The 14,685-nt window shown below is 44.2% G+C and carries 16 protein-coding genes; 11 read left to right on the forward strand and 5 right to left on the reverse strand.

What is annotated here, in order from left to right; all coding sequences use genetic code 11:
* The first annotated feature begins 246 nt into the window (after nucleotides 1-246).
* From NKT06_RS15880 to NKT06_RS15895, 4 genes are all read left to right on the forward strand, one after another.
* Complete coding sequence (locus NKT06_RS15880; RefSeq protein ID WP_253436265.1) at nucleotides 247-675, forward strand: nuclear transport factor 2 family protein; 429 nt, start codon at nucleotides 247-249, stop codon at nucleotides 673-675.
* Between the two features lie 383 nt (nucleotides 676-1,058).
* Entirely contained in the window at nucleotides 1,059-2,957 is a 1,899-nt protein-coding gene (locus NKT06_RS15885; RefSeq protein ID WP_253436269.1) for a beta-glucoside-specific PTS transporter subunit IIABC, read from the forward strand.
* A gap of 44 nt (nucleotides 2,958-3,001) precedes the next feature.
* Complete coding sequence (licT, locus tag NKT06_RS15890) at nucleotides 3,002-3,841, forward strand: BglG family transcription antiterminator LicT (RefSeq protein WP_253436272.1); 840 nt, start codon at nucleotides 3,002-3,004, stop codon at nucleotides 3,839-3,841.
* Between the two features lie 15 nt (nucleotides 3,842-3,856).
* Entirely contained in the window at nucleotides 3,857-5,305 is a 1,449-nt protein-coding gene (locus tag NKT06_RS15895) for a glycoside hydrolase family 1 protein (RefSeq protein WP_253436276.1), read from the forward strand.
* Between the two features lie 120 nt (nucleotides 5,306-5,425).
* On the opposite strand, the gene NKT06_RS15900 is transcribed toward NKT06_RS15895, so the two are convergent.
* The 5 genes from NKT06_RS15900 to NKT06_RS15920 are packed head-to-tail and all read right to left on the reverse strand — an operon-like array spanning nucleotide 5,426 to nucleotide 7,739.
* Nucleotides 5,426-5,722, reverse strand: coding sequence for a spore coat protein (locus tag NKT06_RS15900; RefSeq protein WP_253436279.1), 297 nt, complete (start codon nucleotides 5,720-5,722; stop codon nucleotides 5,426-5,428).
* A gap of 11 nt (nucleotides 5,723-5,733) precedes the next feature.
* Nucleotides 5,734-5,934: a hypothetical protein gene (locus NKT06_RS15905; RefSeq protein WP_253436282.1), complete on the reverse strand. Its 201-nt coding sequence runs from the start codon at nucleotides 5,932-5,934 to the stop codon at nucleotides 5,734-5,736.
* A gap of 31 nt (nucleotides 5,935-5,965) precedes the next feature.
* Nucleotides 5,966-7,102, reverse strand: a complete 1,137-nt coding sequence (locus NKT06_RS15910) for a zinc-dependent alcohol dehydrogenase (protein WP_247897573.1) — start codon at nucleotides 7,100-7,102, stop codon at nucleotides 5,966-5,968.
* Nucleotides 7,099-7,485, reverse strand: a complete 387-nt coding sequence (locus NKT06_RS15915) for a spore coat protein (protein ID WP_253436285.1) — start codon at nucleotides 7,483-7,485, stop codon at nucleotides 7,099-7,101. Before NKT06_RS15915 ends, NKT06_RS15910 begins: the two co-directional genes overlap by 4 nt.
* An 11-nt stretch (nucleotides 7,486-7,496) precedes the next feature.
* Entirely contained in the window at nucleotides 7,497-7,739 is a 243-nt protein-coding gene (locus NKT06_RS15920) for a spore gernimation protein GerQ (protein ID WP_253436288.1), read from the reverse strand.
* An 81-nt stretch (nucleotides 7,740-7,820) separates the two neighbouring features.
* On the opposite strand from NKT06_RS15920, the gene NKT06_RS15925 reads away from it, so the two are divergent.
* From NKT06_RS15925 to NKT06_RS15955, 7 genes are all read left to right on the forward strand, one after another.
* Complete coding sequence (locus NKT06_RS15925; RefSeq protein WP_253436292.1) at nucleotides 7,821-8,207, forward strand: hypothetical protein; 387 nt, start codon at nucleotides 7,821-7,823, stop codon at nucleotides 8,205-8,207.
* Nucleotides 8,208-8,500: 293 nt separating this feature from the next.
* The gene (locus tag NKT06_RS15930) at nucleotides 8,501-9,601 is read left to right on the forward strand and encodes an L-dopachrome tautomerase-related protein (protein WP_253442603.1); all 1,101 of its coding nucleotides are present in this window, start codon (nucleotides 8,501-8,503) and stop codon (nucleotides 9,599-9,601) included.
* Nucleotides 9,602-9,722: 121 nt separating this feature from the next.
* Nucleotides 9,723-10,298, forward strand: a complete 576-nt coding sequence (locus NKT06_RS15935) for a TetR/AcrR family transcriptional regulator (RefSeq protein ID WP_253436295.1) — start codon at nucleotides 9,723-9,725, stop codon at nucleotides 10,296-10,298.
* Nucleotides 10,299-10,657: 359 nt separating this feature from the next.
* Nucleotides 10,658-11,509 (forward strand): SDR family oxidoreductase, encoded by an 852-nt coding sequence (locus NKT06_RS15940; protein ID WP_253436298.1) that lies wholly within the window; start codon nucleotides 10,658-10,660, stop codon nucleotides 11,507-11,509.
* A 67-nt stretch (nucleotides 11,510-11,576) separates the two neighbouring features.
* Nucleotides 11,577-11,900 carry a putative quinol monooxygenase gene (locus NKT06_RS15945; protein WP_253436301.1) on the forward strand — a complete coding sequence of 108 codons (324 nt, stop codon included), beginning with the start codon at nucleotides 11,577-11,579 and terminating at the stop codon, nucleotides 11,898-11,900.
* A gap of 25 nt (nucleotides 11,901-11,925) precedes the next feature.
* On the forward strand, nucleotides 11,926-12,258 hold the full coding sequence (gene csaA, locus NKT06_RS15950; RefSeq protein ID WP_253436304.1) for a chaperone CsaA: 333 nt from the start codon (nucleotides 11,926-11,928) through the stop codon (nucleotides 12,256-12,258).
* A 179-nt stretch (nucleotides 12,259-12,437) separates the two neighbouring features.
* Nucleotides 12,438-14,684 carry a glycoside hydrolase family 3 C-terminal domain-containing protein gene (locus NKT06_RS15955; protein WP_253436306.1) on the forward strand — a complete coding sequence of 749 codons (2,247 nt, stop codon included), beginning with the start codon at nucleotides 12,438-12,440 and terminating at the stop codon, nucleotides 14,682-14,684.
* The last annotated feature ends 1 nt before the right edge of the window (nucleotide 14,685 follow it).

The following is a 14,685-nucleotide window of genomic DNA, read 5'->3' on the forward strand; positions in this document are numbered from 1 at the left end:
TATGAAGTTTGTACATGCACTATTCAATGACCCTGACCCAGCGTGGAGAAAACGCTATAAAAAGAGATTATATCTTTCGAGGGATTGTCTATTTAGCTTATTTTTTATTGTTCGAAAATTTTCGAATTATGTATTGCAGCTATGTGGGAAGTGTGTTATATTTCTTTTCAGACCAAACAGTTCGAAAATATTCGAACTGAAAACTATACTGCATAAGACAGTATAGACAATACAGGAGGTAATAACATGTCCAATACAGCAACCGCTGGCAATACTACCAACTCTCTGAACACCGATGCAAACATCACGATGTTAAATAATTATTTCCGCTTGTTTGATGCATCTCGCACTGACGATCGGGCTATGAAGGACTTGTTATCCCTGTTCACGCAGGATGCTGAAATTGTTTCAAACGGTAGCAGTCGTACAGGATTCGAAGTAGTTATTAAGACTATTTATGAATACAATAAAGACATTAAACATATGTGGGATGCATGGGTTATTCAGCCCGACGGCAGTTATCGAACTAACTGGGCAGTATGCGGTCAAGCAGTAGATGGCACGGTTTTCACCAAAGAAGGTATAGATATTATGCGTTTAAATGAAGAGGGAAAGATTATGTATATGAAGAACGTACAGACGACTGAAGATGCTTACAATGAATATTTCTCGTAAGATGAATATAGGTGGTTGTGACTTCATAGACCTCTGGTAAGCAACCATGGCTGACTTGCTACATAGTAACCTATTTTTTAAATCAGTAAGCTGCTAGCGATAGCAGTTTTTTTATTGTTTGTTTAGATGTCGGCTGATACAGTAATGGACGATAAAAGATCTCTCATGATAAGCGGACATCCATACAATTTGTTGCTTTTTGTCGAAGTGCATGCTATATTAGCGATGTAAACGTTTATTTAAGACCTAAACAATATCATATATGATTCAATTTGGCGTGTTACTGTTCGGCAGGCAAGGCTTAAATTGGGTGGTTTGTACATGAAGTGTACCCGCCCTATTTAGGCCTTTTTTTATGCACAATTTTAGGGGTGAGGTGTGGTATGAATTACAAAGAAACCGCAAAGGTTATTCTTGAAAATGTAGGCGGACAAGAAAATATCAATGATTTTCTGCATTGTTCCACCCGTTTAAGAATGAATTTGAAGGACCCGACCATAGCAAAAACTGAAGAAATTAAAGCCATGGATGGCGTCATGGGAGCCGTATACAGCGGGGGACAGTATCAGGTTATTATCGGTAACGATGTTAGTTATGTATATAATGAACTTAAACAAATAGTCACAATAAACACAGATGAAAATCCGGAGCCAAACAAGAAAAGAGATCTGAGCTTCAAAGGTTTGTTTGAGAGTTTTGCCGGATTGATTACGGGCATTTTCCAGCCGATCATTCCAGCAATCGCAGCAGCAGGGATGTTTAAAGCGTTGCTTTTGTTGTGTACATCCCTAGGCCTTCTGTCAAAAGAAAATCAGCTCTATGTGTTACTGTTTAATATCGCTGACGCGGCTTTTTATTTCCTGCCTGTTCTGCTGGCATACTCCAGTGCACAGAAATTTAAATCCAATCCTTATATTGCAGCCACACTGGCGGGGGGATTATTACACCCCAAAATGATCGCGCTGCTCGGAGGAGAAGTACCCGTCCACATCGCGGGTATTCCTGTGCCTAACATCAGTTATGCATCCAGCGTTTTACCCATTATTCTGACAGTATGGCTTATGTCTTATGTCGAGAAATTCGCAGATAAGGTCTCACCGGGACCAGTGAAGATCTTCCTTAAACCTTTAATTGTTATTCTTGTCATGGCACCACTGGCTCTCACGGTTCTGGGACCAATTGGTAACTATTTGGGTGTAGGATTGTCGGACGGTTTATTCTGGATTCAAGGTAAAATCGGCTGGTTAACCGTTGTCATATTGGCTGTATTCCTTCCATTTATCGTCATGTTCGGAATGCACAAAGTGTTTTATCCGGTTATTTTCGCAGCTATGGTTTCACCAGGCTATGAAACATTAATTCATAGTGCGATGCTTTCTTCTAACATGGCACAAGGCGCTGGGGCGCTTGCGGTCTGGTTCTTGGCTAAGGACAAGAAATTGAAGCAAGTTGCGTTACCAGCCGGTATATCGGGATTGTTTGGCATTACCGAACCAGCACTGTACGGGGTGCATCTGCGGCTGAAGCGTACTTTGGTAGCTTGTATGATTGGAGCAGGCTCAGCAGGACTCTTTGCAGGTATTGTCAACTTGAAGGCTTATGCTGCAGTCGGACCGGGTCTTGCTTCTTTACCCATGTTTATCGGGGCTGAAAATAACTTTACCTATGCGCTGATTACAGCAGCTATTTCTATCGCGGTTACGCCAATTGCCGTTTATTTCATCGGCTTCAATGACCCCGGAGCAGAGTCTAATGCAAATGCTTCATCGGGAGGAACCACTCAGGCGGAAACAGCACCAGCAGCTCCGAAGAAAGAGAAATTGCAATCACGCTTGGTTGTCTTCTCCCCGATTGAAGGAGAGGCAATCCCGTTAAAGGCTGTGAACGATGAAGCATTCTCCCAAGAAGCGATGGGGAAAGGAATGGCGATCAAACCTTCCAAAGGTCAAGTCGTTGCTCCATTTGATGGAACAGTTCAAACCGTGTTTCGGACCAAACACTCGATCGGCTTGAGATCGGTAGAAGGCATTGAACTTCTGATTCACATCGGAATTGATACTGTAAAATTAAAGGGTCAGCATTTTAATGTGGTTGTTCAAGAAGGCGACACGGTGAAACATGGCCAATTGATGATTGAATTTGATATGGAAGCTATTGAAAAAGCAGGCTACGATACAACAACACCTGTTATTGTAACAAACAGTGGTGATTATCTTGAAATCCTTGGACATGAGCAAGCCGAAAAAATAGGACCTGAGACACCACTTATAACCATTTTGTAATATTAGTAGGGTGACATTCACCCTGAACATAGAGGAGCATGGATATGAGAGTAGTTAAGGTTCTCAATACAAGTATTGTTCTGGCCAAGCGTAATGACAAGAAAGAAGTTATTGCGATGGGCAAGGGAATCGGATTCAGAAGCAAACCTGGAGATATCATTAACGAAAATGAGATCGAAAAGGTATATGTCGTTGAGAATGAAGGCATGTCCTCGGATATAACAGCTCTGATGAAAGAGACGCCAAAGGAGTATTTAATTTTGGCAGACGAAATCATATCCTATGCAAAACAAGTATTATCAAGAGATCTCAGTGAAAATCTATACTTTTCATTAACAGACCACCTTCATATGGCTGCCAAACGATTCAAATCCAATATTACGATACAAAATCGAATGTTATGGGAAGTTCAGAAATTTTACCCGCAAGAATTTCTCATTGGGAAGCAGGCATTAAAGTTTATCAAAGATAAACTTGAACTGGATTTGCCGGAAGAGGAGGCAGCCAACATTGCCTTCCATCTGGTCAATGCACAACAAACGGAACAGAACATGAGTCAGGTCATGATGATGACTAGCACCGTGAAAGATATTCTGAATATCATTCGTATTCATTATGGAATTGAGATGGACACGCTAAGTATTAACTATTCACGTTTTTTGACTCATCTGCAGTTTTTTGTTCAGCGATTACTGGAGAACACGATGCTTGAATCCAAGGATGATGAATTGCTGGAACGAATTTCAACCAAATATCCGGAGGAAAGCAACTGTGTGTCGAAGATCAACAACTACATTGGTGCCAAATTCGAACGGTTTATGTCCAAGGAGGAGAGATTATACCTCATTATTCACATCAGCCGTGTGATGGACAGAACGGATTAACAGGAGGATGATTGTATGACTACAACCCGAACATTTACCGAAGGATTTTTATGGGGCGGAGCGATCGCAGCGAATCAGGCAGAAGGTGGCTGGAACGTAGCAGGAAAAGGCATTTCCACTGCAGATACGGCTATGAACAAGAAAAATATAGGTGACTATAAAAAGCAAAACGCTGTGAGTTCGGAGCAGCTGGAGGCCGCCCTTAAGGATCAATCTACGGTGAATTATCCGAAACGAAGAGGAATTGACTTTTATCATCGCTATCCGGAAGACCTTGCATTAATGGGTGAGATGGGCATCAAAACATTACGTACGTCCATAGCGTGGACTCGAATTTTCCCAAATGGGAATGAAACGAATGCAAACGAAGAAGGTTTGCTTTTCTACGATCGCCTGTTTGATGAGATGATTAAAAATGGCATTGAACCTCTGGTTACCTTGTCTCACTATGAGATGCCGATGTATCTGGTCGATCATTATGGAGGATGGACATCCCGAGAGGTTGTTGATTTCTTTGTCCGCTTCAGTACAACGGTATTTAACCGTTATAAAGATAAAGTGAAATATTGGATCACATTTAATGAAATTGACGGCATCGTTCGTCATCCATTTACCAACGGTGGAATTGTTCCTGATCGATATGAGAATGTTGAGCAGGCCGTATACCAATCGCTGCATCATCAATTCGTTGCAAGTGCTTATGCAGTAAAGCTTTGTCATGAAATTAATCCAGATGCCCAAATAGGTTGCATGCTAACAACTTTGCTTCACTATCCTCACACATGTAATCCACTAGACGTATTGGCTGCTCATAAAAATAATCAATTCAATCTGTTCTTTACCGATGTGCAAGTACGCGGCGCTTATCCGGGTTACATGGAAAGATATTTTAAAGAGCAGAACATCGTTATTGAAAAAGCCGAAGGTGATAGCGAATTGTTAAAAGAAAATACGGCCGACTTCATATCGTTCAGTTACTATAATTCATTTGTGGCCAGTGCGGACAGCGAAGGCTTGGAAACGGTTAGTGGTAACACAATGGGAGGCATCAAGAATCCCTATCTGCCTGTCAGTGATTGGGGATGGCAAATTGATCCGATTGGTTTGAGACTGGCGCTCAACAACCTGTACAGCCGTTACCAGGTTCCTTTGTTCATTGTAGAAAATGGACTGGGTGCTTACGATACCGTTGAAGAAGACGGTACAATTTGCGATCCTTATCGTATCGAATACCTGCGGTCTCATATCGAACAGATGCATGAAGCGTTATTGGATGGCGTTGAGATCATGGGGTATACGGTCTGGGGAATCATCGACCTAATCAGCTATTCATCTTCTGAAATGGAGAAGCGTTATGGTTTAATCCACGTAGATCAGGATAATGACGGAAATGGTACGCTGGAGAGAAGAAGGAAGGAAAGCTTCTTCTGGTACAAAAATCTGATTTCTAACAATGGATTATAATTATGAATGGGAAAGGGTGAACTAAGGTTCACCCTTTTTTCTTGAGAGTCTTATTATTCTTGAGACTTGGACACAGGATTCCTTATGCACTCTGAAGTCTCCGGCAGTGGTTAAACGCTGTCAGGACGGAATGTTCATAGCCGTTTGAATGTTTTTCAGGTCGAGCTGAATTTGCTCTGGAATATGGAAGGGATGGTATAAGCCATGCTGTACCATATAATTTGATATCTTTTCATGAGAGTCAATGGCTTCATCGAGCTGTTTCATCAAAATTTGCTTGATTTCGGGAGTGGCACATTCGGTCACAGCCATGGCATAATTTCTGACTCCACTCTTGGCGTTTATCAACAGATCCATTGCGATCACATCATCCGTTAGCGTATGAAGGCCTGCCATGTGTTCTAATATTGGGTTCATTTTGTTATCTCCTATACAGTCGCTTTAGTCAGCACTCCACCAAGCTCCTGAAGCTGCTGTTGTGATAATATCGCATCTTGTTGCAAAATTTGCTTGAGCTCCGGGTCGGTTACGAGAGCTTGCATGGTCTGGGATTTTGTCAGGCAAACCGTCTTGAATGCAGCAATTTCATGTACTTCGAGCACCTCATGCAATGCGTATTTGGAATTCATTCGAATTATCCTCCCATGTATCTATCCATATTTAAGGCTTTAAGATGACTTTAATACAATTGTCCGTTTTTGTATCGAACACTTCATAACCACGCTTGGCATCACTAAGGGGAATGACGTGTGTAACAATGTCGCCGGGGTCCACTTTTCCAGACGTAACCAACTCGTACATATACGGCATATAGTGAATAACTGGAGCTTGTCCGGAACGGATATTCACGTTTCGCTGCATGATGTCACCCAGTGGGAATCCGTTATAGCGTCCACCGTATACCCCAGTGACTTGAATGGTTCCGCCTTTGCGGACAGCCTGAGATGCAATGATAAATGCACTCATAGTACCGCCTTGCAGTTTCAAACCGCTGGCTAAATACTCAAGATCACTCATCTTGCCGTCCATTCCTACTGCATCAATGACAACATCGGCGCCACCTTTGGTCATTTCCTTGAGCGTATTGCCAATGTTCTGATCTTGTTCGAAGTTTACGATTTCGACGTTGTTCGTTCGCTTCGCATGCTGCAAGCGGTAATCGACATAGTCAACGGCAATGACCCGCTTTGCTCCTTTCAGCCAGCAGAATTTCTGGGCCAGGAGTCCGACTGGGCCGCATCCGAGCACGATGACCGTATCTCCATTTTTTACGCCGGCATTATCTACACTCCAGAATGCCGTGGTCATGGCATCAGCGATCAAGCTTAGCTTTTCGTCCGGTTGTTCGCAGTTCTCAGGAATTTTGAAGTGGGTGAAATTGGCAAACGGAACCCGTAAATACTCAGCTTGCCCGCCAGAATATCCGCCGGTCGTTCCCGAGTAGCCGAAATATGCACCCATATCTCCGTTCTCGTTGGAATTGTCACATTGGCTTTCCAGCTGATTTTTGCAATAAAAGCATTCTCCACATGCGATGTTAAACGGGATGATTACACGGTCGCCTTTTTTTAGGTTTGTCACGCCAGGGCCTACTTCTTCTACGATCCCCATCGGCTCATGTCCGATGACATAGTTCTCCTGAAGGTTAGGGATCATCCCGTGAATCAGATGAAGGTCAGAACCGCAAATGGCTGTACTGGTGATCTTTACGATCATATCGTCCGGTTTCTCAATCTTCGCATCCGGAACCTCTTTGACCACGACATTTTTAACCCCTTGATACGTTACCGCCTTCATGCTTTATGTCCTCCAATATGTTCATCTGGGGTCCGATCAAACATCCCTTTACGCGACGTATCTCCAGGGAACAGATTCATCTGCCCGATCATTACCGTATTATTCGCCGATAGCTGGTCGAGTTGGTACTGTTCATTCAGCTCATAGGGATGGAACCATTTTTTGCGAATCATGAGCTCCGAGATTTCCTGGTGCATTGCGATTCCTTGTTTAAGCTGAGTGTGCAGAAGGGCTCTTACATCTGGTGAAGCTGTTTCCGTCAGGGCGATGGACAAATTACGTACACCTTCCTTGGCACGAATAAGGAAGTCCATGGCAAAAGTCATATCTGCCATTTCCGGCATATTTAATGAATTAATCGGGTCTAAATAATCGCTATTCATTTGAGTTCCCCTTAATGTGTTATAGGTGTCGGACTACTTGGAACAGGCGCTTGGAAAGGAGCTTTCGCATAAATGGCTTGCAGCTCGGCGATCTGTTGTATGGACTCAGTGACGTCTTTCTGCATTAAAGCTTTTAGCTCTTGGTCAAAGACCAGGCCTTGCATCAGTTTTGACTTGGCGATGCACAGTGTTTTGAAGTTTAAAGCTTCATGCAGTTCCATCGATTCATGCGGCGCTAGTGTTGGGTTGTTCATGGAGAACTGATCACCTCCTTTTTTTCATCAACGTTAGATTTTCCAACGAATCGGATCTTATACTAAAATGGATTGCGGGGGATGGAAGATCCGAATATTCCCAATCCGTTGCAGGAATATAAACAAAATCGTAATCCGATACTTATTTTTGTGTTTTATATGATCTTGCAAAAGGGAGGAGGACTCACTGTGCCTAATAAAAACAAAATTGATCTAGCCACCGAAAATGCAAGAAAACCGGCAGAAGGTGCACTTAAATCGAGTCGAAATGCACTGGAGCAGCATGCATCTAACGCGGTTTCTGAAGTGCAGACAGCTTTAAATCAGGCGATAAGCTCATTAAATGAATCGAATGCAACAGATTCACAAGCATTGGAGATTGCCCGACAGCAATTGACCCGAGCAGAGGAATTTTTAGATCAAGCGCAAACTTCAGCAAACGCATTACGTCTGCCGGACCAACAATAAAACGGTCCTAGTACTGATAAGCTTGGCAGCGTTTTTCCTTCTATTCCGTATTTTCTCCGATACTCTTTGCATGGGGATTTACCCTGCGCTGACGATCGGAGGAAGCAATTTTCATGGAACACATATAGTTACGGTCAACATGCTTCGGCTTACGCCGAAGTTTTTTTGTGTTTTAGATGTATGGGACAATTTTATAATCGAGGTTGAAAAAGAATAAACCAGGGCCAGGCATTAGAAAAAGTCTTGAACATAATTATAGGTAATATCTATCCAACTATGTTGAGGAGGACATCATACAGCCTATGTTACCTATGGAAGAATATTTTGGTAAGTTAGAACTCGTTCATTCCTTTTACGGGGCTATGCCTACAGGTGTTAGCGTGTCCGAAACCGGGCGTATCTTTGTTTGCTTTCCGAAATGGGGAGATGACGTTAAATTTACCGTAGCGGAAATTGTTGAGGGTCAGTTGCAGCCATATCCTAACTTAGAAACGAACTTGAGTAACCCATCGAATAACGCTATGTCTTTCATCAGTGTGCAAAGTGTTGTTACAGATGGAAGAGGAACCTTGTGGGTACTGGATACGGCTGCACCTAATTTTTCTGAGCCAATTATAGGAGGGGCAAAATTAGTCGCGGTAGATTTAGAAACAAATACAATAAGAAAAGTATATATATTTGCAGATGATGTGGTCTTACCAACAACGTATCTGAATGATGTCCGATTTGACTTTCGTGTAGGTAACGCAGGTTACGCCTATATAACGGATTCTTCTTCCAATGGTCCCGGCGCTATTATCGTCGTAAATCTAGAAAACGGCAATGCGTATAGACGGTTGCATGGAGCAAGCTCAACCTCACCCGATCCGTATTTTGTACCGAAAGTGGAAGGTAAAATTTTGATGAATCGAAACGCGGATGGTTCCACATCTCCCTTTCGCTTGGCCTCTGATGGGATAGCCATTTCCCCTGATGGGAAAATGTTATTCTATTGTCCATTAACCAGTCGCCAGCTATACTCGATCTCAACCGAATCGTTAAGAGACAGAACGATACCGGATTTCAAATTAAGTGATCTTGTGCAGTATTGGGGAGAGAAGGGAGCATCGGATGGGATGATCACGGACGCAATAGGAAACGTGTATGCTGGAGATTATGAGAATGATAGCATTCGCAAGATATTGCCGAACGGAATCATGGAAACCATCGCCCATGATCCCCGAATTTTATGGCCAGATACGTTTTCTATTGGTCCGGATCAATACTTATATGTAATTGTGAATCAATTACATAGGCAGGCAAGATTTCATTATGGAAAAGATCTGCGACAAAAACCGTATAGTTTACTCCGTATGAAAATTGATGAATTACCTGCACTTCCTTTTGATCAATAGAATCGATTAAAACTTAAAGAGGCAGAGTTTCACCCTGTTGTGATACCAAACGGGATTCATAGTCTCAGGAGTACAACCTGCGTCATGGACATATATATATAGCACTGCTATAATAGAAGTTATGAGCACATATGACAAAATATTAGCAGCTGCTCTTAAGGTACTGGAGGAAGAGGGAGGAGCCCAATTTTCGACGCGAGCTGTCACTTCAATCGCGCAGGTTACAGCTCCAACACTCTACCACCACTTCGGTAATGCCGATGGACTCCTGAGTGCAGCTATAGTGGAAGCATTCAAACAGTTATTTGATAGTAAAATTGCCGCAGTGGAGTCTCCTATTCCAGAGATGGCGCTTCGTCAGGGGTGGGATGACTATGTCCGCTTCGCGGCAGCCCGTCCTCGGATATATGCGGCAATGATGGGGCGACTACTCGAGGGCGCCCATATTGAGGCGGCAGATCAGTCGTACCAAGCACTTGTGCAAAATGTTCAAAGAGTTGCTGCCGCAGGAAAACTAGCTGTTTCGGCCGAAGCTGCAGCAGATCTGGTCTGGGCTTCTGCCAATACGGCCTCTTGGTTGTATGTGACGTCCCAAATTCGCAAGGCACCCCCACCCCAGCCTGACGTCGTTGATCTCATTCGAGAAAGCGTGATGCAGATCATCTTGATCCCAATGCCGGATACAGGTTCAAAATGAGGGATCGATGAAAGAGCCTGGAGACTCCAAACAAAGCCCCTATGTGGGCTTTGTTTTGTTTCATGGTAAAGATGAAGAAGCACAAATGGTACACATAAGAGAGATCGCCTATCCAAGCAGGATGGCGATCTTTTTCATTTTCAGAGGGATTCGATAATCTCATTCCTTACGACACGGCATCTCGGGAGCATCGAAGTATATCACCCTGCGCACGCCAAAATGATGTTCAGATCGCAGGAGGACCACACTATGCAAAAATATATAGCACCGCTATAGACAGTTCTATATAGCGGTGCTATAATGACCGTATAACAGTGCTATACAGTGATTCATAACTTATCAAACTCAGGAGGTTTACAATGCCATATAAAACTCAAGAAATGGTTGTCGTCACAGGTACTTCGAGTGGAATCGGCAGGGCTACCGCGGAGCAGCTCGCCGCTGAAGGATTTCACGTTTTAGCTGGGGTTCGCCGTCAGGAAGATGCCGACAAAATCAAACAAAAAAATATCGAACCGGTGATTCTCGATATTACTGCTATCGACACACTAAGGGCGCTGGCCGAACGAGTGGAGCAAGATCCGCTTGGTCGCCCGCTGCGTGCCGTGGTCAACAATGCCGGCATTGCCGTTAATGCACCTCTTGAGATGGTTCCGCTGGATGAATTACGCCGTCAGATCGAAGTCAGCGTGATCGGGCAAGTTGCGGTTATTCAAGCACTTACTCCGGCCTTGCTGAAGAGCGGCGGACGCGTAGTGAATATCGGATCCGTTGGCGGCAAAATTTCAATGCCTGGTTTCGGAATTTATTCAGCTGCAAAATACGCGATGGAAGCGATCAATGACAGCCTCCGCAGAGAGATGTCCTCGTTCGGACTCAAAGTTATCATGATTACTCCGGGCGGTGTCAGCACCAGCCTGTCGGAGAAAGGGGTTACGACAGCCAATCGGCTGTCCAAGTTGATGACGCCCGATCAACACAGACGCCATGATCGTCTTTTTGACGCCGTGAAGGCGCAGGCTGAATCGTGGGCAACGAGCGGTATTCCTCCTGAGAAAGTGGCAGAAGTAGTTTCACGAGCCATCCACGCAAGTAATCCGCGCACCCGCTATACGGCTGGCCGAGATTCGGCACTGCTGACCCGACTGGTTCGTATTCTCCCGGATAAACTTCTCGACCGGATGCTCCGCAGCCAGATGAAGCTGCAGTAACGGAAGTATGACTGATGTCACAACAACCGTTTGAATATGCATTATTGATAACTTAGGAGGAATCAACATGAACGATACCAATAACCGTTACGTTACTGTACTCTGGGAGGCGAGAGCCAAGGCAGGGAGAGAAGCTGAGATGAAGGCGTTTATGACTGCAGCTGTCACCCCGTCACGGAACGACCAGGGTAACATTGACTATGAAGCTCACGAGGTAGAAGGCCAGCCTGGTACATTTATCATCTACGAGCGCTGGGAAAACCGGGATGCTCTCGATCGACACCTGAACGCCCCGCGGATGCAGGAACTGGTGCCTCAGCTCTTAGAACTGATGGAGGGATCCATTGAGGAAGGGATTCGACTCCTGAAACCGTTTCGTCCAGCGCATTAAACTAGAACATTCGGGAGGTCAAGCATTGGCAACGATCGATGATTTTACAGCACTAGATATTCGTGTGGGAACGATTAAGGAAGCGGAGTTTTTTGAAGAAGCAAAGATCCCTGCGATTAAGCTTAAGATTGATTTTGGACCGGAGATCGGGATGAAATCCTCAAGTGCACAAATAACGAAGCGTTACAAGGCTGAGGACATTATAGGAAGACAAATTGTTGGAATCGTCAATTTTCCTCCTCGGCGCATTGCTGGATTCAAATCGGAGGTATTAGTTTTGGGCGGAGTCCCGGAAAAAGGAGATGTTATTCTATTAAAGCCGGATACTGAAATCCCTAACGGTACTCCTATTGCATAAGTTAGACGACGAGAACGTTAACTGAATACAAATAAGAAACACTTACGGAGTTCACACATTATAAATAAGATATTATTTTTCCAAAAAGAAAACGATCTTACCATATATTCAGGGTCATTTGCTCTACTCTTATGAAGTAACCGATTACATTATTAACGTTTGCCAACGGAGGAGAGCGAATGAATCCTAATTTACAAGAAATGATCAAGCAAATGACATTAGAAGAAAAAGCAGAACTCTGCTCAGGTAAAGATTTCACGAATACCAATGCCATTGACCGTCTTAGGGTTCCCTCTATTATGATGTCAGATGGGCCTCACGGACTTAGAAAACAAGACGGGACTGCGGACCACCTAGGTATAAACAAAAGTTTACCAGCTACCTGCTTCCCATCCGGAAGTGGAGTTGCCTCATCGTGGAATCGTGAACTCGCCCATAAGATGGGGACAGCACTCGGACAAGAAGCACAAGCAGCGGATATTTCGATTATTTTGGGGCCTGCTGTGAATATCAAGCGTTCCCCGCTGTGTGGCCGAAATTTTGAATATTTTTCTGAAGACCCTTATTTATCGGGGACTTTGGCAGCTAGCTATATTTCAGGCGTACAAAGCCAAGGCGTGGGTACTTCTATCAAACATTTTGCTGTAAACAACCAGGAATATAAGCGTATGTCTGTCGATGCAGTGGTGGATGAACGGACTCTACGGGAAATTTATCTTGCAAGCTTTGAACATGCAGTGAAAGAGGGAGAGCCATGGACCGTCATGGCCGCTTATAACAAAGTAAATGGTGAATTTTGTTCCGAAAACAGCCGGTTACTGACTGAAATTCTCCGGGATGAATGGGGATTTTCAGGCGTAGTGGTCTCGGATTGGGGAGCTGTCAATGAACGGGATCAGGGACTAGCTGCCGGTCTGGAACTGGAAATGCCCTCCAGTCATGGTGCGGGAAGCAAGAAAATTATTGAAGCTGTTCAATCGGGAAAGCTGAGCGAAGAGGTGCTGGATCAGTCTGTTGAGAGATTGTTGTCACTTGTATTCAAAGCTGTAGATAGCCAGCGGAAGTCATTATCGGTTGATGTAGAGGCACAGCACCAATTGGCCAGAAAAATGGCAAGCGAATGCATGGTCCTGCTCAAGAATGAGGAGAGCATTCTACCTCTAAACACCAAAGATTCCATTGCAGTTATCGGAGCATTTGCGCAGCACCCGCGCTACCAGGGCGGCGGTAGTTCACATGTTATACCAACGAAGCTGGATAACATCTATGAAGAAATCCTTAAAACAGCCACTGACAGTGCAAACATCTCGTATGCGGCCGGTTATACATTGGACGAAGATGTTGTAAACGAAGAACTGATCCAAGAAGCAGTAGCTGCCGCAAAGAATGCACAGGTTGCAGTTATTTTTGCCGGGCTGCCTGAACGTTATGAGTCCGAAGGTTTCGACCGGAAACATCTTCAATTGCCCGAAAGTCACAGAACTTTAATTGAAGCAGTCGCGGAGGTTCAAGAGAACATTGTTGTTGTATTGAGCAATGGAGGTCCCATTGAACTGCCTTGGCTGGATAAAGTTAAGGGTGTATTGGAGGCATACCTTGGAGGTCAGGCTTTGGGCGGTGCAATCGCTGATATTCTCTTTGGAAGCGTAAATCCAAGCGGGAAACTGGCTGAGACATTTCCTAAAAAACTGATCCACAATCCGTCGTACTTGAATTTCCCCGGAGACGGCGAGACTGTCGAATATCGAGAAGGTGTTTTTACTGGCTACCGTCATTACGATACAAGAGATGTTGAGCCTTTGTTTCCATTTGGCTTCGGTTTAAGCTACACCCAATTTGAATATAGTGATCTACAGGTCAGTCATAAACAGATCAAAGATACCGACAGTGTAGCGGTTTCAGTAACAATTAAAAACACGGGTGAAACAGAGGGAAAAGAGGCCGTTCAGCTATATGTACGTGATGTGGAATCAACGGTCCCACGTCCACTTCAGGAATTGAAGGGGTACGCCAAAGTTTCACTTCAGCCTGGTGAAGAGACCACTGTACATTTTGAACTGGGCAAAAGAGCCTTTGCTTACTACGATGTTAAGCTGAAAGACTGGCATGTGGAGACGGGGAAATTCGACATTATGGTCGGAAAATCTTCAAGAGAGATTGAACTCACTGAAACGATCGAGGTAGAATCGAGCGTAATAGTTACCAAACCAATTACTAGGCATTCCACATTCGGTGAATTACTGCAGCATCCCGTCGGAGCTGAAATTATGGCTGCGATGGGGCAATATGACGGGAATGAAGCAGGATTGGGTGAGGGAATGCAGGAATTAATTATGGGTACCACATTGCACAATGCAGCACTTATGAGCAACGGTCTGTTCACAGAAGAAACACTTCAAAGTATCTTATCCGCTGTTAACCGTTGAA

Origin of the sequence: Paenibacillus sp. 1781tsa1 (assembly GCF_024159265.1) — a bacterium.
GTDB lineage: Bacteria > Bacillota > Bacilli > Paenibacillales > Paenibacillaceae > Paenibacillus.